At 70.2% G+C, this 19,650-nt stretch carries 20 protein-coding genes; 14 read left to right on the top strand and 6 right to left on the bottom strand.

Translation table 11 applies throughout. The annotated features are described in order from the left end of the window. Positions 1-3 precede the first annotated feature (3 nt). Both MRBLWH3_RS02125 and MRBLWH3_RS02120 read right to left on the bottom strand, forming a co-directional pair. The gene (locus MRBLWH3_RS02125) at positions 4-1,623 is read right to left on the bottom strand and encodes an ABC transporter permease (protein ID WP_363428239.1); all 1,620 of its coding nucleotides are present in this window, start codon (positions 1,621-1,623) and stop codon (positions 4-6) included. Next, the gene (locus tag MRBLWH3_RS02120; RefSeq protein WP_363428237.1) at positions 1,620-2,543 is read right to left on the bottom strand and encodes an ABC transporter ATP-binding protein; all 924 of its coding nucleotides are present in this window, start codon (positions 2,541-2,543) and stop codon (positions 1,620-1,622) included. The genes MRBLWH3_RS02125 and MRBLWH3_RS02120 overlap by 4 nt, the downstream gene beginning before the upstream one ends. 174 nt (positions 2,544-2,717) lie before the next feature. Here MRBLWH3_RS02120 and MRBLWH3_RS02115 point away from each other — a divergent pair, with 174 nt between their 5' ends. The 6 genes from MRBLWH3_RS02115 to MRBLWH3_RS02090 all read left to right on the top strand — a co-directional run bounded on the left by MRBLWH3_RS02115 (position 2,718) and on the right by MRBLWH3_RS02090 (position 8,813). Next, on the top strand, positions 2,718-3,410 hold the full coding sequence (locus MRBLWH3_RS02115) for a GntR family transcriptional regulator (protein WP_363428235.1): 693 nt from the start codon (positions 2,718-2,720) through the stop codon (positions 3,408-3,410). Continuing rightward, complete coding sequence (locus tag MRBLWH3_RS02110; RefSeq protein ID WP_363428233.1) at positions 3,407-4,933, top strand: MmgE/PrpD family protein; 1,527 nt, start codon at positions 3,407-3,409, stop codon at positions 4,931-4,933. Before MRBLWH3_RS02115 ends, MRBLWH3_RS02110 begins: the two co-directional genes overlap by 4 nt. Further along, positions 4,933-5,841: a methylisocitrate lyase gene (prpB, locus tag MRBLWH3_RS02105; protein ID WP_363428231.1), complete on the top strand. Its 909-nt coding sequence runs from the start codon at positions 4,933-4,935 to the stop codon at positions 5,839-5,841. The genes MRBLWH3_RS02110 and prpB overlap by 1 nt, the downstream gene beginning before the upstream one ends. 82 nt (positions 5,842-5,923) lie before the next feature. Continuing rightward, entirely contained in the window at positions 5,924-7,114 is a 1,191-nt protein-coding gene (locus tag MRBLWH3_RS02100) for a bifunctional 2-methylcitrate synthase/citrate synthase (protein WP_363428229.1), read from the top strand. A 4-nt stretch (positions 7,115-7,118) separates the two neighbouring features. Continuing rightward, positions 7,119-7,574, top strand: a complete 456-nt coding sequence (locus MRBLWH3_RS02095) for a hotdog fold thioesterase (protein WP_363428227.1) — start codon at positions 7,119-7,121, stop codon at positions 7,572-7,574. Between the two features lie 63 nt (positions 7,575-7,637). Then, positions 7,638-8,813 carry a thiolase family protein gene (locus MRBLWH3_RS02090; protein WP_363428225.1) on the top strand — a complete coding sequence of 392 codons (1,176 nt, stop codon included), beginning with the start codon at positions 7,638-7,640 and terminating at the stop codon, positions 8,811-8,813. 73 nt (positions 8,814-8,886) lie between these two features. On the opposite strand, the gene MRBLWH3_RS02085 is transcribed toward MRBLWH3_RS02090, so the two are convergent. Both MRBLWH3_RS02085 and MRBLWH3_RS02080 read right to left on the bottom strand, forming a co-directional pair. Continuing rightward, the gene (locus MRBLWH3_RS02085) at positions 8,887-9,117 is read right to left on the bottom strand and encodes a DUF1232 domain-containing protein (RefSeq protein WP_116195548.1); all 231 of its coding nucleotides are present in this window, start codon (positions 9,115-9,117) and stop codon (positions 8,887-8,889) included. A 179-nt stretch (positions 9,118-9,296) separates the two neighbouring features. Continuing rightward, positions 9,297-9,476 carry a hypothetical protein gene (locus tag MRBLWH3_RS02080; protein ID WP_363428222.1) on the bottom strand — a complete coding sequence of 60 codons (180 nt, stop codon included), beginning with the start codon at positions 9,474-9,476 and terminating at the stop codon, positions 9,297-9,299. A gap of 122 nt (positions 9,477-9,598) precedes the next feature. Here MRBLWH3_RS02080 and MRBLWH3_RS02075 point away from each other — a divergent pair, with 122 nt between their 5' ends. From MRBLWH3_RS02075 to MRBLWH3_RS02055, 5 genes are all read left to right on the top strand, one after another. Next, positions 9,599-10,909, top strand: a complete 1,311-nt coding sequence (locus MRBLWH3_RS02075) for an MFS transporter (RefSeq protein ID WP_363435230.1) — start codon at positions 9,599-9,601, stop codon at positions 10,907-10,909. 106 nt (positions 10,910-11,015) lie between these two features. Continuing rightward, positions 11,016-11,348, top strand: coding sequence for a YciI family protein (locus MRBLWH3_RS02070; RefSeq protein WP_363428220.1), 333 nt, complete (start codon positions 11,016-11,018; stop codon positions 11,346-11,348). 132 nt (positions 11,349-11,480) lie between these two features. Beyond that, positions 11,481-12,668 (top strand): acyl-CoA dehydrogenase family protein, encoded by a 1,188-nt coding sequence (locus MRBLWH3_RS02065; RefSeq protein ID WP_363428218.1) that lies wholly within the window; start codon positions 11,481-11,483, stop codon positions 12,666-12,668. A 25-nt stretch (positions 12,669-12,693) separates the two neighbouring features. After that, positions 12,694-13,593 carry a 3-hydroxyisobutyrate dehydrogenase gene (mmsB, locus tag MRBLWH3_RS02060; RefSeq protein ID WP_363428216.1) on the top strand — a complete coding sequence of 300 codons (900 nt, stop codon included), beginning with the start codon at positions 12,694-12,696 and terminating at the stop codon, positions 13,591-13,593. 131 nt (positions 13,594-13,724) lie between these two features. Next, positions 13,725-14,501 carry an enoyl-CoA hydratase gene (locus MRBLWH3_RS02055; protein WP_363428214.1) on the top strand — a complete coding sequence of 259 codons (777 nt, stop codon included), beginning with the start codon at positions 13,725-13,727 and terminating at the stop codon, positions 14,499-14,501. A gap of 5 nt (positions 14,502-14,506) precedes the next feature. Here MRBLWH3_RS02055 and MRBLWH3_RS02050 read toward each other — a convergent pair whose 3' ends face one another. Beyond that, positions 14,507-15,043 carry a MarR family winged helix-turn-helix transcriptional regulator gene (locus MRBLWH3_RS02050; protein ID WP_363428212.1) on the bottom strand — a complete coding sequence of 179 codons (537 nt, stop codon included), beginning with the start codon at positions 15,041-15,043 and terminating at the stop codon, positions 14,507-14,509. A gap of 181 nt (positions 15,044-15,224) precedes the next feature. Here MRBLWH3_RS02050 and MRBLWH3_RS02045 point away from each other — a divergent pair, with 181 nt between their 5' ends. The 3 genes from MRBLWH3_RS02045 to MRBLWH3_RS02035 are packed head-to-tail and all read left to right on the top strand — an operon-like array spanning position 15,225 to position 18,749. After that, a complete protein-coding gene (locus MRBLWH3_RS02045; RefSeq protein ID WP_363428210.1) occupies positions 15,225-16,001 on the top strand; it encodes an electron transfer flavoprotein subunit beta/FixA family protein in 777 nt (258 codons plus the stop codon). A 12-nt stretch (positions 16,002-16,013) separates the two neighbouring features. Next, positions 16,014-16,979: an electron transfer flavoprotein subunit alpha/FixB family protein gene (locus MRBLWH3_RS02040; protein WP_363428209.1), complete on the top strand. Its 966-nt coding sequence runs from the start codon at positions 16,014-16,016 to the stop codon at positions 16,977-16,979. 6 nt (positions 16,980-16,985) lie between these two features. Beyond that, the gene (locus MRBLWH3_RS02035) at positions 16,986-18,749 is read left to right on the top strand and encodes a cytochrome b/b6 domain-containing protein (protein ID WP_363428207.1); all 1,764 of its coding nucleotides are present in this window, start codon (positions 16,986-16,988) and stop codon (positions 18,747-18,749) included. 10 nt (positions 18,750-18,759) lie between these two features. Here the strand turns inward: MRBLWH3_RS02035 and MRBLWH3_RS02030 are convergent, their stop codons facing one another. Beyond that, entirely contained in the window at positions 18,760-19,440 is a 681-nt protein-coding gene (locus MRBLWH3_RS02030; protein WP_363428206.1) for a pentapeptide repeat-containing protein, read from the bottom strand. Positions 19,441-19,650: the final 210 nt, after the last annotated feature.

Raw genomic sequence — 19,650 nt, 5'->3', positions numbered from 1 at the left:
CCCTCATCCGGCCGAGGCCAGCTCGCGGCGGCGCATCAGCACGAGGGAGGCCGCCGCCCCGGCTCCGACGGTGAGGACGAGCCACCACATCCCGCGGACGTCCACCTCGTTACCGCTCGGCACCGGCGCAACGGAGAACGGAGACAGGTTCGTCACCCACTCCGGAAGGCCGAGGAGCGGGCCGAAGAGGCCGAAGACGATCGCGGCGGTGACGAGGGTCCAGCCGAGCGGGATCGTCCACCGCGGCGCGATCGTGAAGACGAGGGCTGTCAGGACGAGGAATACGGATGCTGCGATCACCTGCCCCCACGCGGCCACGAACGCATCGCCGGTCAAGGCGGCGCCGTTGTCGAGGCTCGCGGCGCCGGCCCACGCCCCGGCGTACGCCGCGGCGCAGGTCAGGACGATGGCGATGAAACCGATGACCACGAAGTCGGCGAGCCACCGCACGCGCTGCACGGGGGTTGCGAGGACGGGCTCGGCGGTCCCGTGCGCCTCCTCCTGACGGGCGCGCGCGACCGTCTGCACGCCCGCGCAGGCGGCGAGAAGGCCGACCATGGTGAAGAAGACGACGATGACCGCCTGCTCGAGGTCCGCTTCGGCCGAGAGGGCTTTCAGCATCTCGGCGACGGCCGGGTTGTCCGCACCCATCTCATCGACCACCGATCCGAGCGAGGTCGACAGAGCGCCTGCAAAGAACGCACCCGCCATCCAGCCGACCGTCGAGCCCGCGGCAAGCCGCGTGACGAGCGCCGTCGGCGTCGACAGCGTCGCGCGAGCGGCGGCGCGGCCCTGGCGCTCGGGGATGATGCTCGCGTCGAGGTCGCGCACAGTCTGAAGGGCCAGCGCCGCCCCCGCCAGCACGATGAAGGCGCCGAGGCACAGGAATGCGGGCCACCACAGGTTCTCGTCGAACGCGCGGGTGTTCTCGGCCCATCCGAACGGCGAGAGCCACGTCAGCCACGAGCTCTCCATGTGGGTGAGGTCGTCGCTCGGCGTGCCGACGGCATTGCCGATGCCGGCGATGAAGTAGGTCACGACGAGCACCCACACCGCGAGAGAGTTCGCGCCGCGCGAGGTGCGCATGAGCTGCGCGGAAAGGAGCGCGACGCCGAGATACGTCAGCCCACCGCATGCGGCGGTGAACCCGGCGAGCCAGGACCCCCCGACAGGCGAGCCGCCGCTGAGGAAGGCGGCGGCCACCAAGCCTCCGAGTACGAGGTTCGCGAGCACGCCATGAGCGATCGTCGCCACCGACGGCATCGTTCTTCCCGCGGTCGTCGCCGCGACGAGTTCGAGGCGCCCCGCCTCCTCGTCGCCGCGCGTGTGCCGCACCGCCAGGAACGTGCTCATGAACGCCGCCATCATCACGAGGAACGGCATGAGGAGGAAGACGATGAAAGCCTGCTCGCCCGGCCCGGACGGCAGCCCGCGGAACAGCAGGATCACGGGGTTGGCCATGACGGTGGCGAGGAGGGCCGTGCGCTCCTGCTCCGTGCCGTAGGTGCTCGCGGCACCGGAGAGGCCTGCAAGCGCGAGCGCCATCGTGCCGGCGATCCACAGAGTCAGCTGCAGCCAGTCCCGCCGCAGCCGCTGCCCGAGCAGCGTCGCGAGTCTGCTCATCGCCCGTTCCTCTCCAGCACGGCGAGGTCGTCGCCGTAGTGGCGCAGGAAGAGCTCCTCGAGCGACGGTGGCGCCACACGGAGCCCGGCGACGCCGAGGCGCGAGAGCTCGGGGAGCATGCCCGAGACCTGATCGCTGTCGACGGTGAAGCGCACGCGGCCGTCCTCGACGAGGGCGTCGTGCGCCGCCGCGAGTGCGGCGACAGGCGCGGCATCCGTCCCCTCGTACGAGACCTCAGTGCGGGTGAGGTGACGCATGTCGGTGAGCGTTCCGCTCTCGACGACGCGACCCGCGCGGATGATCGAGACCCGGTCGCACAGCTGCTCGACCTCGGACAGGATGTGGCTCGACAGCAGCACGGTGGCGCCGTCGGCATGGACCCGGGCGACCTCACGGCGGAACATCACGTCCATGAGCGGGTCGAGACCGCTCGTCGGCTCGTCGAGGATGTACAGGTCGGCCGGCACCGCGAAGGCCGCGATCAGCGCGACCTTCTGCCGATTGCCCTTCGAGTACGCCCGACCCTTCTTGCGGGGATCGAATTGGAACGCCTCCATCAGACGCGCCTTCTCGTCGGCGTATGCCCTCTCGTGCCGCGACGCACCGCGCAGGCGGGCGAGCAGGTCGATCGCCTCGCCACCTGACAGATTCGGCCACACGCTGACGTCGCCGGGGATGTACGCGACCCGTCGGTGGATCTTGACGGCGTCGTGCCACGGCTGAAGACCGAAGACGGATGCCTCGCCCCCTGTCTTCCGCGCGAGCCCGAGCAGGATCCGGATCGTGGTGGACTTGCCGGCCCCATTGGGTCCCAGGAACCCGTGCACCTGGCCCTCGTCGACGGTGAGGTCGAGCCCGTCGAGGGCGTGGACGCGGCCGTAGTGCTTCGTGAGGCCGGTCGTGCGGATGACTGTGGTCATGCCGCAGACGCTACGCCTGATTCACAAATTTCTGAATATTCCTCACGCTTTCCTCACGCTCCGCGCGAGCGTGAGCCGAGATGTATACCTAAAGCGCGTATTCTTCCCGCGTATGGCACCGCGACCGCTCTTATGTATACACTGGCCGAGGCGTCGAACGAGGGGGTGATCCGCATGCGGGCCAGTGACCGTGCGTACGCGACCCTCCTCGACGAGATCCAGTCCGGAGTCCTGCGGCCCGGGGCCGTGCTCGGCGAGGTCGAGCAGGCGGCGCGCCTCGGTGTCAGTCGCACGCCGCTGCGCGAAGCGCTCGGCCGGCTCGCCGCCGACGGGCTCGTGGCGCAGCAGTCGCCGCGCGTGACGGTGGTGACCGCCATCGACGCCGACGACATCCGCGAGATCTTCGAGGTGCGGCGCGCCCTCGAGGAGTCCGCCGCGAGGCTCGCCGCGGAGCGGGGCGATTCGGCCGCGTTCGCCGACCTCGCCCAGGAGTTCGCACAGGTCGACCTCGACGACGGCTGGGCGGCCGCCGACGGGCGCGACGCCTACTACGCCCTCATCGCGGACTTCGACCTCGCGCTCGACGCCGCCGTCGCGAACGACTACCTCACTGCAGCGCTGCGCACGGTGCGCACCCATCTCGTCCGGGTGCGGCGACTCGCGCGCGACAATCCCGCTCGGCTCGCAGCATCCGTCGCCGAACACCGCCTCATCGCGGCGGCGATCTCGGCGCGCGACGCGGATCTCGCCGCCCACGCCACGCATGTGCATCTGCACAATGCGCTCCACAGCATCCTCGAGTCGCTCACCGCGGCGGCTCCGGCGAACCCCCGCGACTCCGCGCTCGACCTGAAAGGCCAGCTATGACCGTCATCCACCACCTCCGCGTCCACCGCAGCGACGAGCACCTCGCGCGCGAGGGGCAGCTCGCGTGGCACATCGCCGAAGTCGCCGCCGACCCCGTCGAGGTCGACCAGGACGTCGTCGACATGATCATCAACCGCGTCATCGACAACGCGGCGGTGGCGGCAGCATCCCTCACCCGCCCGCCGGTGAGCGCTGCGCGCCAGCAGGCGCTCGATCACGCGGTGTCGGTCGGCGGCTCGGGCGCCACGGTGTTCGGCTGCGCGCTGGACCGCAGGACGAGCCCGGAGTGGGCGGCGTGGGCGAATGGCGTCGCCGTGCGCGAACTCGACTACCACGACACCTTCCTCGCGGCGGACTACTCGCACCCGGGCGACAACATCCCGCCGATCGTCGCCGTCGCGCAGCACGTCGGCGCCGACGGCCACGCGCTGGTGCGGGGTCTCGCGACCGGCTACGAGATCCAGATCGACCTGGTGCGTGCGATCAGCCTGCACAAGCACAAGATCGACCACGTCGCCCACCTCGGTCCGTCGGCCGCGGCAGGCATCGGCACCCTCCTCGGCCTCGACGTCGAGACGATCTACCAGGCCGTCGGCCAGGCTCTGCACACCACCACGGCGACGCGCCAGTCGCGCAAGGGCGAGATCTCGACGTGGAAGGCGCACGCTCCCGCGTTCGCCGGCAAGATGGCGGTCGAAGCCGTCGACCGTGCGATGCGCGGCGAGACGTCGCCGAGCCCCATCTACGAGGGCGAGGACGGCGTGATCGCATGGCTGCTCGACGGACCGGATGCCTCGTACGAGGTGCCGCTGCCGGGTCAGGGCGAGCCCAAGCGCGGCATCCTCGACTCCTACACGAAGGAGCACTCGGCCGAGTACCAGGCGCAGGCGTGGATCGACCTCGCCCGCAAGCTGCACGGCGAGCACCCCGAAGTCGCCGACCCGGCGAATGTCGAGGCGATCGTGCTGCACACGTCGCACCACACGCACTACGTGATCGGCTCGGGCGCGAACGACCCGCAGAAGTACGACCCGACCGCGTCGCGCGAGACGCTGGACCACTCGATCCCGTACATCTTCGCCGTCGCGCTGCAGGACGGCGGCTGGCACCACGTCGACTCGTACCTGCCGGCGCGGGCCGGGCGGGAGGACACTGTCGCGCTGTGGCACAAGATCACCACCGCCGAGGACGAGGAGTGGACCCGCCGGTACCACTCGGAGGACCCGGACGAGAAGGCATTCGGCGGTCGCGTCGAGATCCGCCTGACGAACGGCGAGACCATCGAGGACGAGATCGCCGTCGCCGACGCCCACCCCCTCGGCGCCCGGCCCTTCGTCCGCGAGGACTATGTGCGCAAGTTCCGCCTGCTCGCCGAGCCCGTGCTCACGGCTGACGAGATCGAGCGTTTCCTCGACCTCGCCCAGCGCCTGCCCGAGCTCACCGCCGAAGAGGTCCAGCAGCTCACGATCGTCGCGGACTTCGGCGTGCTCGCCGGCGCTCCGGCTCCGAAGGGGCTGTTCTGATGCTGTACTCCACCGTGCCGGCGCACGAGAAGCGGCGGCTGTTCCGCGAGCGGCTGGCATCGGGCGAGCTGCTGCGGTTCCCCGGTGCCTTCAACCCGCTGAGCGCCCGGCTCATCGAGCGCAAGGGGTTCGAGGGCGTGTACATCTCGGGCGCCGTGCTGAGCGCCGACCTGGGTCTACCCGACATCGGGCTGACGACCCTCACCGAGGTGGCCGCTCGCGGCCAGCAGATCGCGCGCATGACGGACCTGCCGGCGATCATCGACGCCGACACGGGCTTCGGCGAGCCGATGAACGTCGCCCGCACGATCCAGACGCTCGAGGACGCGGGCCTCGCGGGCACGCACATCGAGGACCAGATCAACCCGAAGCGCTGCGGTCACCTCGACGGCAAGGCCGTGGTCGACGAGGACACCGCGATCAAGCGCATCCGTGCCGCCGCCGACGCCCGTCGCGACCCGAACTTCCTCATCATGGCGCGCACCGACATCCGCGCCGTGGAGGGGATGGATGCCGCCGTCGACCGCGCGAAGGCGCTCGTCGACGCGGGTGCCGATGCGATCTTCCCGGAGGCGATGCGGACTCTCGACGAGTTCGCCGCGATCCGCGCCTCCGTGGACGTGCCGATCCTCGCCAACATGACCGAGTTCGGGAAGTCGGAGCTCTTCTCGGTCGACCAGCTGCAGAGCGTCGGCGTCAACATCGTGATCTGGCCCGTCTCGCTGCTGCGGATCGCGATGGGCGCAGCGTCCCGTGCCCTCGATACGCTCATCGATGAAGGACACCTCGCCTCCCGGCTCGGCGAGATGCAGCACCGCGCCGACCTCTACGACCTCATCGACTACGAGCATTACAACCATTTCGACCAGGACGTCTTCAACTTCCAGATCGTCGCTCACGATCGTTGAGCGAGGAGCGCAGCGACGAGACGAAGCGCGTTTCGACTCGCTACGCTCGCTCAACGACCGGTCCAAGCAAAGGAGCAAGGCTGTGACCGAACCCGACATCAAGAAGGGCCTCGCCGGCGTCGTCGTCGATTACACGGCGGTCTCGAAGGTGAATCCCGAGACGAATTCGCTGCTGTACCGCGGTTACCCGGTGCAGGAGCTCGCGGCGACGCAGCCGTTCGAGGCTGTCGCCTATCTGCTGTGGCACGGCGAGCTGCCGACCGACGTGCAGCTCGCGCAGCTGCGTGCGACCGAGCGCGCGTACCGGCACCTGCCCGCCGACGTGCGCGCCGTGATCGACCTCGTGCCGATCGACGCGCACCCGATGGACGAGGTGCGCACCGCGGTGAGCCTCATCGGCGCGAAAGATCTCGCGGGGACCGGCTCGGTGCTCGATGCAGCCGGGAGCGCCGAGGAGAACCTGGCGCGCAGCGTGCGTCTGTTCGCCGTCCTCCCCGCCATCGTCGCCTACGGTCAGCGCCGCCGCCGCGGCCTGCAGCCGGTCGCTCCGCGCGACGACCTCGACTACGCCGCGAACTTCCTGTGGATGACGTTCGACGAGACCGCCGACGACGTCGTCGTCGACGCGTTCAACCGATCGATGATCCTGTACGCCGAGCACTCGTTCAACGCCTCGACGTTCACGGCGCGGGTCGTGACGTCGACGCTCAGCGACCTGTACTCGGCGGTCGTCGCGGCGATCGGCGCGCTCAAGGGGCCGCTGCACGGCGGCGCGAACGAGGCCGTCCTGCACATCTTCGACGAGATCGGCGACGCCTCGAACGTCGGGCCGTGGCTCGATGAGGCGCTCGCGGCGAAGCGCAAGATCATGGGCTTCGGGCACCGCGTGTACAAGAAGGGCGACTCGCGCGTGCCGACGATGAAGGCGGCGCTCGACAGCCTCGTCGAGCACTACGACAGGCCCGACGTGGCCGCGCTGTACGAGACGCTCGAGAGCGAGTTCGTGAGCCGCAAGGGCATCTACCCGAACCTCGACTACCCGTCGGGCCCGGCGTACAACCTCATGGGCTTCGACACGCTGACCTTCACGCCGCTGTTCGTGGCGGCCCGCGTGACCGGCTGGACCGCGCACATCATGGAGCAGCTCGCCTCGAACGCGCTCATCCGCCCGCTGTCGGAGTACAACGGCCCGAACGAGCGCCACATCGAGGGCTACGTCGCGGATGCCGCGCACCAGGCCGCCGCCGACCGTGAAGAGGAAGCCGCGGGGTGAGGCCGTGAGCCTCTGGTTCGGCGACGTCGCCGCGATCGACCTCTCGGCGATGGCGCCGGGCACGCTCATCGAGAACCTCGGCATCGAGATCGTCGCGATCCGCGATGACGCGCTGGTCGGGCGGATGCCGGTGGACCGCCGCTCCGTGCAGCCCGCGGGGGTGCTCCACGGCGGGGCATCGGTCGCGCTCGCCGAGACGCTGGCGTCGTGGGCCGGCTACCTCGCGGTGGACCGCGAGCGGTTCCACGTAGTGGGCATGGAGATCAACGCCAACCACCTGCGCCCGATCTCGTCGGGCTGGGTCGTCGGCACGGTGACCGCGATCAACGTCGGGCGCCGCGTGCACGTGTGGGAGATCCGCATCGTCGACGAGGCCGGCCGCCTCGTCTGCATCTCTCGCTGCACTCTCGCGGTGATCGAGCAGCGCAGCACCTACGCGACCCCGGACGAGCGCGCCTGATCGACGGATGCCGCGGCCCGCAGCATCCGCCATCGTCTTAGGCTTCTGAGCAGGAGGTTCTCCATGCCCCACGCCGTCATCGTCGATGTGGTCCGCACCCCGTCCGGGCGTGGCAAACCCGGGGGAGCGCTGAGCGCGGTGCACCCGGTCGACCTCGCGGCGCACGTGCTCACGGCCCTGCTCGAACGCAGCGGTCTGGAGTCGCGACAGGTCGACGACGTCCTCATGGGCTGCGTGAGCCAGGTGGGCGACCAGGCCATGAACATCGCGCGTCACGCCGTGCTCGCCGCCGGCTTCGACGAGACGGTGCCCGCCGTCACCATCGACCGCCAGTGCGGCTCGAGCCAGCAGGCTGCGCACTTCGCGGCCCAGGGCGTGATCGCGGGCGCGTACGACATCGTGATCGCCGCGGGAGTCGAGTCGATGAGTCGCGTGCCGCTCGGCTCGTCACGTGTCGGCGGCACGAAGGCCCCCGGGCTCGTGCATCGGTACCCCGGGGGCCTTGTGAACCAGGGGGTCTCCGCCGAACTCATCGCCCAGAAGTGGGGCTTCACCCGCGAGCAGCTCGACGCATACTCTGCCGAGTCGCACCGGCGAGCAGCGGATGCGTGGAGCCGCGGTGCGTTCGACTCGCAGGTCCTACCCGTGCGGGGCGGCGCCGAGGCTGTCGCGTTCGACGAGACCGTGCGCACCGGCACGACCGTGGAATCGCTGGCCGGGCTGAAACCCGCGTTCCGCACCGACGAGCTCGCGGCCCGGTTCCCCGACCTCGATTGGCGCATCACCGCAGGCAATTCGTCGCCGCTCACGGATGCGGCATCCGCTGCCCTCATCATGAGCGAGGAGAAGGCGGCCGAGCTCGGCCTCACGCCCCGGGCGCGGTTCCACTCGTTCGCAGTGGTGGGGGACGACCCGATCATGATGCTGACAGGGCCGATTCCCGCGACGCGACGCATCCTCGAGCGCAGCGACCTGACGATCGCCGACCTCGACGCGTATGAGGTGAACGAGGCGTTCGCCTCGGTGCCGCTGGCCTGGCAGCAGGACCTCGATGCCGACCCGGCGAAGCTGAACCCGTGGGGCGGCGCGATCGCCCTCGGCCACGCGGTCGGGGCATCGGGCACACGGCTGCTCGGCACCCTCGTGTCCCACCTCGAGGCGACCGGCGGGCGTTATGGGCTGCAGACGATGTGCGAGGGCGGCGGCATGGCGAACGCGACGATCATCGAACGGCTCTAGGGGACAGGGCCACGATCGACGGGCTCCTGCACCCGGGCTTCGGGAGCGCCTGCGCGGTCGCGGGCGACTGACCCTACGGTGCCTGCAGGCCCGCCTGCCACCGGTGGTGCTCGCGCACCAGGAGCAGGGCGAGGATGCTCCACACGCCGAGGTCGTCGGTGAATCCGAGGGGGCCGAGCACGAGCTCGGGGATCAGGTCGATCGGCGAGACCGCGTAGACGACCGCGGCGGTCGCGGCGATCCACGTCGTCGGCGCGACGCGGTGCTCACCGCCCTTGAGTGCCTTGAGGAACCTCCACCACATGGATCAAGTGTGCGTTGTGGCGGGGCGACCGGGGGCGTCGGTATCAATTCGTGATACTCGGGCCTTCGCCTGGTCGGCGGCCGGATTGGCGCCCTGACGCCGGCGCTCCGCTGCGCGGGCCGCGCGCGGAGTTCAGCTGACGCTGCCGATGCGCACCAGATCGCCGCTGCGGTCGACGACTAATGCCGTTCCATCAGCTGCGGCCCGAACACCGCGACGGCCGCGACGGCGACACCGGCGACCGCGAGCGCGGCGATCGTGACGACGAGGATGTTGCCCCCGATGGTGAGAAGCAGCGCCGCGGCAGCGGAGAGCTCGCGGCGACGGGTGACCGGGATCGTGGACGTGGTGCTGACCATGCCTTCGACGCTACGGAGCGAGGCGCGCCACCGCGTCAGCCCGGAGTCTCATCCGGGTCCACCCGGAGGATGATTCCTCGGGCCACTTGACAGCCATCGCATTCTTCAACAAAGTCGGCGACGTGAGCCGGCTCGACGAACCCGAGGGCGTGGGGACCGTTCCCCGCTCCCGACGGATCCATCCCGCCTGGTTCGTCGCGGCGACCGCGCTCGTCGCGCTGATCGGAGCAGCGGGGTTCCGGGCGGCGCCCGGCGTGCTGATGCTGCCGCTCGAGGAGGAGTTCGGCTGGTCGCTCACCGAGATGTCGGTCGCGGTCACGCTGAACCTGCTGCTGTTCGGGCTCACCGCGCCGTTCGCGGCCGCCCTGATGCAGCGGTTCGGCATCCGGGCGGTCACGGCGACGGCGCTCCTGTTGATCGCCGCGGGAGCCGCGCTCACCGTGTTCGTCACCGCGCCGTGGATGCTGCTGCTCACGTGGGGGCTGCTGATCGGCCTCGGCACGGGCTCGATGGCGCTCGTGTTCGCCGCGACCGTGACCGACACATGGTTCGCGAAGCGACGGGGGCTCGTTTCGGGCGTTCTGACCGCCGGGAGCGCGACCGGTCAGCTCATCTTCCTGCCGATCATCGCCGTCGCGGCCGAGGACTACGGCTGGCGGATCGCCTCCCTCATCATCGCGAGCGGTGCGCTGCTCGTCGTGCCGCTCGTGCTCGCGCTGCTCCGGGACCGGCCGTCGGATCTGGGGGTGGGGCGCTACGGAGAGCCCGACGCTCCGATCGAGAAGGCGCCGGCCGTCCGAACGTCGCGGGGAGAGGGAGCGGCAGCACTCGCGCTGCGGGCGTTGCGCGACGCGTCGAAGGTGCGCGCGTTCTGGGCTCTCGTGGCCGGCTTCGCCATCTGCGGTGCCACGACGAACGGGCTCGTCGGCACCCACTTCATCCCCAGTGCACATGATCATGGGATGCCGCAGACCACCGCGGCCGGATTGCTCGCGGTCGTCGGCATCTTCGACATCGCCGGTACGGTGCTGTCGGGCTGGCTCACCGACCGGATCAATCCCCGCGTCCTGCTCGCGGTCTACTACGCGGGCCGCGGGATCAGCCTGCTGTTCCTGCCGAGCCTGCTGTCGTCGACCGTGGAGCCGAGCATCGTCGTCTTCATCGTCGTGTACGGGCTCGATTGGGTCGCGACGGTGCCGCCGACGATCGCCTTGTGCCGCGAGATCTTCGGCGACCGCGGGCCGCTGGTGTTCGGGTGGGTGTTCGCAGCGCACCAGATCGGTGCGGGCATCGCGTCGGTGCTCGCCGGGATCGTGCGCGATCAGACCGGGCAGTACACCGTCGCATGGTTCGCGGCGGCCGGGCTGTGCGCGGTCGCCGCGGTGATCAGCGGCGCGATCGCCCGCCGGCCGCACTCGCGCACCCTGCGGTGAGGACGCGTCGGAAAAGTTCTGTGCCGGAGTGTCGACTTCGCCGTCGGCCGCGCGACGACCGGAGTGAGGCTGGCGGACGGCCGCCCACAACCGGAAGGATCACCCCATGAAGTACATGATGTTCGTCGTCACGTCGCTCGAGCCCGACGCGGAGGCCGACGAGTCGGACGTCGACCTGTGGGTCGATCCGCTCGACGCCAGCGGCAAGCGGGTCATCGGCGAGGTGCTCGCGCCGCAGGCCGACTCCACGGTGGTGAAGGTGCGCGGCGGCAAGGTGCTCACGAGCCGCGGGCCGTTCGTCGAGACGGCCGAGGTGATCTGCGGCTTCGACATCCTCGAGGTCGAGAACCTGGAAGAGGCGATCGAGATCGCGTCGCGGCATCCGATGGCCCGCAACGGACAGCTGGAACTGCGCCCGTTCATGGTCTGGGACCAGTGACGCGCAGAGGCGGCCCCATCCGAAGTGGGGCCGCCTCGCTGTCGGTGCACGGATTACCGAACAATTACATGGATGTCCTAGTATTCTGGACGTCGTGACGAAGCCGTCACCCTGACTCACCGGAGAGACGTAATGGACGCCACCCCTGTCCCCGTGCTCGCTCCCGTCGCCATCAGCGAGGACGAGCGTGCAGCCATCATCGAAGCCGTGCGCGATTTCGCGCAGTCAGAACTGGCGCCGCACGCCCTGGAGTGGGACGCGACGTCGCATTTCCCCCGCGAGACACTGCACCTCGGCGGCGAGCTCGGCCTCGGCGGCATCTATGTCCGCGAGGACGTCGGCGGCTCGGGCCTTTCGCGCTCGGACACGGTGCTGATCTTCGAGGAGCTCGCGAAGGGCGACCCGGCGATCGCCGCGTACATCTCCATCCACAACATGGTCGCGTGGATGATCGACACCTACGCGACCGACACTCAGCGCCACGAGTGGCTTCCGCTCCTGACGTCGATGCAGGGGTTCGGCAGCTACTGTCTCACCGAGCCGGGTGCGGGCTCCGATGCCGCCGCGATCGCCACGAGCGCGATCAGGTCGGGCGACGAGTACGTGCTGACCGGCGTCAAGCAGTTCATCTCCGGCGGCGGCGAGGCATCCGTCTACATCGTCATGGCCCGCACGGATGCCGATGCCGGCGCTCGCGGCATCACCGCGTTCCTCGTGCCGGCTGACACCCCCGGGCTCTCGTTCGGTCAGCTCGAGCACAAGATGGGCTGGAACGCCCAGCCGACGCGGCAGGTGATCCTCGACGAGGTGCGGGTGCCCGCGGCGAACGTCCTCGGCGGTGAGGGGCAGGGCTTCAAGATCGCGATGTCGGCGCTCGACAGCGGCCGCATCAACATCGCTGCGTGCTCGCTGGGCGGCGCGCAGTGGGCGCTCGACCGCGCGGTGGCCTACGTGCACGAGCGGTTCACGTTCGGCGAGCCGCTCGCCGAGAAGCAGGCGGTCGTGTTCGCGCTCGCCGACATGGCCACCGAGCTGCGCGCGGCGCGCGCCCTCGTGCGGGACGCCGCCGCAGCCCTCGATGCGAAAGCACCCGGCGCTCCTGATGACGATGTCACCGCGCAATGCGCGATGGCCAAGCGGTTCGCCACGGACGCGGGCTTCACCGTCGCCAATCAGGCCCTCCAGTTGCACGGCGGATACGGTTACCTCCACGAGTACGGGATCGAGAAGGTGGTCCGCGACCTGCGCGTGCATCAGATCCTGGAGGGGACCAACGAGATCATGCGCGTGATCATCGGCCGCCAGCTGCTCGCGCACTGACGATCTCAGGACGAGGAGGTCCGACATGAAGATCGCATTCCTGGGGCTGGGCCACATGGGCCTGCCCATGGCGCGGAATCTCTCCGGCACCGGCCACGAGGTGGTCGGCTTCGACGTGTTCCCCGCCGCGGTCGATGCGGCACGGGACGCGGGGCTGGCCGTCGCGGATTCGGGAACGGATGCCGCCACCGCCGCGGACGTCGTCATCACGATGTTCCAGACCGGCGCGCAGGTGCTCGACGCGTATCGCGGAGACGCTGGAGCCGAGGGTCTGCTCGGGGTCGCGGCATCCGGTGCACTGTTCATCGACTGCTCGACGATCGCCGTGGATGAGGCACGCGCCGCGCACGCGCTCGCCGAGGCGGCCGGGCACCGCTCGCTCGACGCCCCGGTGTCTGGCGGTGTGGTCGGCGCCGAGAACGCCACGCTCGCGTTCATGGTGGGCGGGACGGACGACGACTTCGAGGCGGCCAGGCCGCTCCTCGAGGCGATGGGCCGACGGGTCGTGCACTGCGGCGGGGCAGGGCTCGGCCAGGCCGCGAAGGTCTGCAACAACATGATCCTCGCGGTGTCGCAGATCGCGGTCGCCGAGGCGTTCGTGCTGGGGGAGCGGCTGGGACTCTCACACCAGGCCCTCTTCGACGTGGCTTCGAACGCGTCCGGTCAGTGCTGGGCGCTGACGACGAACTGCCCCGTGCCCGGGCCGGTGCCCACGAGCCCTGCGAACCGGGAGTATCGCCCCGGCTTCGCGGGCGCCCTCATGAACAAGGACCTGGGTCTCGCCGAGCAGGCGGTCCAGCTCACCGGAGTGGACGCCCGCATGGGCATGCTCGCGCGCGAGATCTACGCGCACTACGCCGACGGACCCGGAGCGGTTCAGGACTTCTCGGGCATCATCAACTCGATCCGCGAGTTCTCCGACTGACCCGAGCTCCGCCCCGACCGCTCACCTGTGAGCAGCATCCCCTTGGCCCGGATTCCGTTCACCTGTCACGAACTGCTGCCGGGGGCGACACAATGTGACAGGCGAGCAGCAATCCGCAACCGAGGAGAGACATGACCGAATACGAGACGATCCTGGTCGAGACCCGCGGCCGGGTGGGGTGGATCACGCTCAACCGGCCGGAGGCGCTCAACGCGCTGAACTCACAGGTGTGCCGCGACGTCGTGGCCGCAGCATCCGTCTTCGATGCCGATGAGGCGATCGGCGCGATCGTCGTGACCGGCTCGGAGCGCGCGTTCGCCGCGGGCGCGGACATCAAGGAGATGGAGTCCAAGTCGGGGCTCGAGATGCTGATAGGCGACCACTTCGGCGGCTGGACGCAGTTCGCCGCCGTGCGCACGCCGGTGATCGCGGCCGTCTCGGGCTACGCCCTGGGCGGCGGGTGCGAGCTGGCGATGATGTGCGACATCATCCTCGCCGCCGACACCGCCAAGTTCGGCCAGCCCGAGATCAACCTCGGGGTCATCCCCGGCATGGGCGGTTCGCAGCGCCTTCTCCGCGCCGTCGGCTATTACAAGGCCGCCGAGCTCATCCTCACCGGTCGGATGATGGATGCTGCGGAAGCCGAGCGGTCCGGACTCGTCTCGCGGGTCGTCCCCGCCGCCGACCTTCTCACCGAGGCGCAGAAGACCGCCGAGACCATCGCGTCCAAGAGTCTCCCGTCGCTGTACGCCGCGAAGGCCGTGCTCGACGCCGCGCTCGAGACCCCCATGGCTGAGGGCCTGCGCCTCGAGAAGCACGTGTTCGCGAGCCTCTTCGACACCGAGGACCAGAAGGAGGGCATGGCCGCCTTCCGCGAGAAGCGCGCGCCCGACTTCACGGGCCGGTGACCGGGTCAGAGAGGGTCGGGCTGGGGCCTCGGCTCGGTGAAGTCGCCGGCGTCCTTGCGCAAGCGCGCGATGATGCGCACGAGTTCGGTCGTGTCGGCGTCCGACAGCCCCGGGTCCTCGAAGACCTCGGTGTTGAGCGCCGCGGTCGCGCGCTCCACGAGCTCGCGGCCGGAGTCGGTGAGGACGAGCATCGCCGCGCGCCCGTCTCCGGGGTGCGGCTCGCGCGAGACGAGGCCGTCCCGGGCGAGGCGGTCGACGGTGTTCGTCACGCTGGTCGGATGCACCTGCAGGCGGGCGATGGCGCTGGCCATCGGCATCCGTCCCTCTCTCGTGAAACCGAGGAGACGCAGCATCTCGTATCGCGCGAACGACAGGCCGAACGGCTTCAGCGCGGTGTCGATGCGCGCGAACAGCAGCTGCTGCGCGCGGATGATCGAGGTCACGGCGGTCATGCCCGCGGCGGCGTCCTCCCAGCCATGGGCGATCCACTGGCGTTTGGCTTCGGCGATCGGGTCGACCGGGAGACGCCGGGGTGCTGCCATGTCGACCTCCTCGTCCCCACCGTATCGGTCCGGTGGCGTCTCGATGGACGACGGATGCCGCGGATCGGTGCTCTATGTATACACACGGCGGCTCCGGGGTCGGTCGTGGTCGGTGCATTTCGCGGGATTGGGTACATTGCGGCGCGAGCCATAGACTCATGCCCAGCGTGAGGAGATCGTCATGAGGATCGTCGTCCTGGTCAAGGAAGTCCCGGATACGTACGGGGATCGCAAGCTGTCGCTGGAGACGGGGCTTGCGGATCGTGGCGCGAGCGAGACCGTGATCGATGAGATCGGCGAGCGGGCGCTTGAGGTGGCGTTGTCGTATGCGGACAGGACGCCGGGCACCGAGGTGGTGGTGTTGTCGATGACGCCGGGGTCGGCGGCGGGGACGGTGCGTAAGGGGCTCGCGATGGGTGCCGCGTCGGCGGTGCAGGTCGTTGACGATGGTCTTCTGGGGGCGGATGTGGGGTTGACGGCGGAGGTGCTGGCGGCGGCGTTGCAGCGTATCGGGTTCGATCTGGTGATCGGTGGGAACTTGTCGACGGACGGGGTGGGCGGGGTCGTTCCGGCGATGGTGGCTGAGATCCTTGATGTGCCGTCGGCGACGTATTTGAGCGCGGTCGAGATCGGCGAGGGTGGGGTGTCGGGCACGCGGGTTTCCGACGGGGCGGTGTTGCAGGTGGCGGCGGTGCTGCCGGCGGTGATCTCGGTCACTGAGGCGTTGCCTGATGCGCGGTTCCCGAATTTCAAGGGCATCATGGCGGCGAAGAAGAAGCCGTTCGAGATCCTGTCGCTCGCTGAGTTGGAGATCGATCCGCACGATCCGGGTGCGTCGCGGTCGATCGTGATCGGACTGAGTGAGAGGCCGCCGCGTGCGGCCGGTGTGAAGATCGTGGACGAGGGGGATGCGGGGCTGAGGCTCGCGGACTTCCTCATCCAGAACCGGCTCGCGTGAGGGGACGTGCACATGGCTTTTGCGGATGACTCGATCCTGGTGCTGCTCGACACCACGCCCTCGGGCGTGCTGGCGAAGTCGGCGGCTGAGCTTTTGGGTGCGGCCGCGCAGGTGGGTACGCCGGTCGCGGTGATCGTCGGCGATGCGGCGTTGGCGGCGGATGCTGCGGCTGTGGGTGCTGCGGTGGTGCTGGTCGCGCCGGCCGGTGACTCTCTGACGGTTCCGCGGGTGGACGCGCTGACGGAGGCTGCGGATCTGGTGCGGCCGGACGCGATCCTGGTGGCGAACTCGGTGGAGGGTCGTGAGGTCGCGGGCCGGTACGCCGCCCGCACCCGTTCGGGTGTCGCGGTCGATGCCGTCGGGGTGTCGCGCGATGCGGAGGGCGTGGTCGCGCACCACTCGGTCTACGGCGGGGCGTATAACGTCGATTCGGCGGTCACGTGGGGTGCGCCGGTGATCACGATCCGGCAGGGTTCGGTCGATGCTCGTGCCGAGGCGGTCGCGGGTGTGGAGGCTGAGCCGCTCGAGGTGCGCGCCTCCGGCCGGAAGGCGGCGACGGTGACGTCGGTGGATGAGGCCGTGGTGTCGTCGTCGCGTCCGGAGTTGCGGGGGGCGGCGAGGGTGGTGTCGGGCGGGCGGGGTCTGGGGTCGGGGGAGAAGTTCGTGCTTGTCGAGCAGCTGGCTGACGTGCTGGGTGCGGCGGTGGGCGCGTCGCGTGCCGCGGTCGATGCGGGCTTCGTGCCGTATTCGTATCAGGTGGGTCAGACCGGGGTGTCGGTGGCGCCGCAGCTGTATGTGGCGCTGGGCATCTCGGGTGCGATCCAGCACAAGGCCGGTATGCAGACCGCGAAGACGATCGTCGCGATCAACAAGGACGCGGACGCCCCGATCTTCGAGATCGCGGACTTCGGCGTCGTCGGCGATCTGTTCACGGTGGTGCCGCAGCTGATCGCCGCGCTCGAGGCGAAGAAGGCGTAGCCCGTTATGGCGACGTTCGGTTCCTCGGTGCGGCGGGGTCTGCCGCGTGTGCCGGGCGGTGAGCCCTGGCCTCCGGCGGGCGCCGCGCCCGGCACGAACGGCAACGGTGTCGCGCCCGCGGAGGCGCCCCTCGTCGAGGTGGTGGCACGACCCGCGGGAGCCGACGCGTCGACCCCGCGCCTCGCGACCCCCGAGGTCGCTGGGGTGGCGTCGGCTGGGCGCGCGATTCGCCGTGGCCTGCCGCGGGTGTCGGGGGGTGAGCCGTGGCCGCCGGCGGGCGTTGTCCCGGCCGCTGCGGCCGGTGCCACCACGGACGTGGCAGCCGTCGTCGCCACCGAGACCGCCACGCGAACAGAAGCGACACCTTCGGAGGCGGTGACCCCCGTCAAGGTGCCACCTGTGGTCGCCGCGGGCGCGGAGGCCGGGCAACAGGTGACACCTTCGGCTGCGGGTGAGGGTGCGAAGGCGCTCCGCCGCGGGCTTCCGCGGGTCGCCGGTGGTGAGCCGTGGCCGCCGGCTGGGTTCGCGCCGACCGCGACCGCCGCTGCGGTGACGGATGCTGCGCCCGCGCCGGCTGCGGAAGCGCCGGCGGAGCGCGTGGTGCGCGCCGGTCTTCCGCGCCCGGCCACTGCCGCGCCGACTCCCGTCGTCGCGGCCGCGGTCGAGGCATCCGTCGAGACAGCCCGGACTCGCGCCATTGCGGAGACCCGAATTGCCGAGGTCGTCGCCCCCGCTGCGCCCGCCACCGCCACCGGAGTCCCGCTGTCTCAGCCGCTGCCGTTTCACCGCACCGTGTGGGCGGGCAGGGCCGCGCGCACCCGACCGGCGGCCAGGCCGGAGCCGAAGCGCATCGGCCCGTTCACCCGTGGCCAGTGGGTCGGGGCGGTGATCGTGGGTGGCGCCGGGGTGCTGTACGCGGCGGGCATGGCGGTGTTCGCGGTGCGCTGGCTGCTGTCGACCGAGTGGGGTGTGGACTTCCTCGCCGCCTACCCGGGCGAGTATCACCTGCCCGAAGGGGCCCCGGTCGGTGTCCCCGCGTGGCTCGGGTGGCAGCACTTCTTCAACGTGTTCCTGATGGTGCTGATCATCCGCACCGGTCTGCAGGTCCGCACCGACAAGCGGCCGAGCGTGTTCTGGTCGCCGCGCAGCAACGGCCGGCGCAAGATGAGCCTGAGCCTGTGGTTCCACCAGTCGCTCGACATCCTGTGGATCGTGAACGGCGTGATCTTCGTGGTGCTGCTGTTCGTGACCGGGCAGTGGATGAAGATCGTGCCCACGTCGTGGGAGGTGTTCCCCAACGCGGTCTCGGCGGGGCTGCAGTACGTGTCGCTGGACTGGCCCACCGAGAACGGCTGGGTGAACTACAACTCGCTGCAGCAGCTCGCGTACTTCGCGACCGTGTTCCTGGCCGCGCCGCTCGCGATCGCGACCGGCGTGCGGATGAGCCACGTGTGGCCGAAGAACGCGGCCGGGCTGAACAGGGCGTACCCGCTCGAGTGGGCCCGCGCGGTGCACTTCCCGGTGATGCTGTACTTCGTCGCGTTCATCGCCGTGCACGTGTTCCTGGTGTTCGCGACCGGGGCGCTGCGCAACCTGAACCACATGTACGCCGCGCAGGGCTCGATCGACCCGGACGCGTACACCGACAACTGGACCGGCTTCTGGTTCTTCGCCGCCTCGCTCATCGTGATCGCCGCCGCCTGGGTCGCCGCGCGCCCGCTCGTGCTGGCGCCGATCGCCCGCCTGTTCGGCAAAGTGACCGGCCGCTGACGCGACCGGCCTACTCGACGACGATCCCGGCGAGGCCCGCGAGGGCCGGTGCCATGAGCTGCAGCTGATCGGGTGAGATGGTCGCGCCGCGAAGCCCGTCCATCCCGATCACCTCGCCGAGGTCGGCGCCGCGCAGATCGACGTCGGTGAGCCGGGCGCCGCTCGCGTTCAGCGTGCCGATGCGGACGCCGTCGAACGCGACGCGGCGGGCCGCAGCATCCAACAGGTCCAGCTCGTCGATGGTGCAGTCGACGAAGGCGACGTCGAGCAGCTCGGCTCCGCGGAGATTCACGTAGCCGAGCTTGCAGCGGGTGAAGCGGATGCCGCGCCACGCCGCGTCGAAGGCCTCGAGCGAGCCGAGCCTGCTGCCCTGGAACTCCAGGTCGCGCCAGCCACCGCGCGCCGCCGAGACGGCGGGCACGTTCGCTGCGGCGAACACGGACTCGACGAGGTGGGCGCCGCGCAGCGTCCAGGTGCTGAGGTCGAGGCCGTCGAACCGGCAGGCCTCTACTGTGGCGCCCGACTCGAGCTGCCAGGTGTCGCGGGTGATGCCCGCGTACGCGACGCCGTCGAGGCGGCCGGCGTCGAGCATGTCGTCATCGCCGGCGTCGAGCGCGCCGAGCGCCGATGCGTCGAAGTCGAAGGAGGGCGGCTGCGTGCCCTGGGTCTTGCGGGATCTGGCGGCTGGCATCGTCGACACCGTAGCGCGAGGAACCGACGTCCCGCGCCCGGGCGTTCCGGTTTGGGGCGCGCCCCGTGCATTCGGGGCGCACGGCACGCGCCCCAAGCGAGCGGGGCGCGCCCCAAACCGCGACAAGACCCTCAGGGGAGGAGCAGGGGAGGGGGATAACCCGAAGCGAAGTCTCCGGATGCCTCGGGCGCGCGGCGCCGCGCACGCGCC

Origin of the sequence: Microbacterium sp. LWH3-1.2, assembly GCF_040675855.1 — a bacterium.
Lineage (GTDB): Bacteria > Actinomycetota > Actinomycetes > Actinomycetales > Microbacteriaceae > Microbacterium.
Note: the sequence above shows the minus strand (reverse complement) of the source record. Positions and strands in the feature narration are given on the sequence as shown.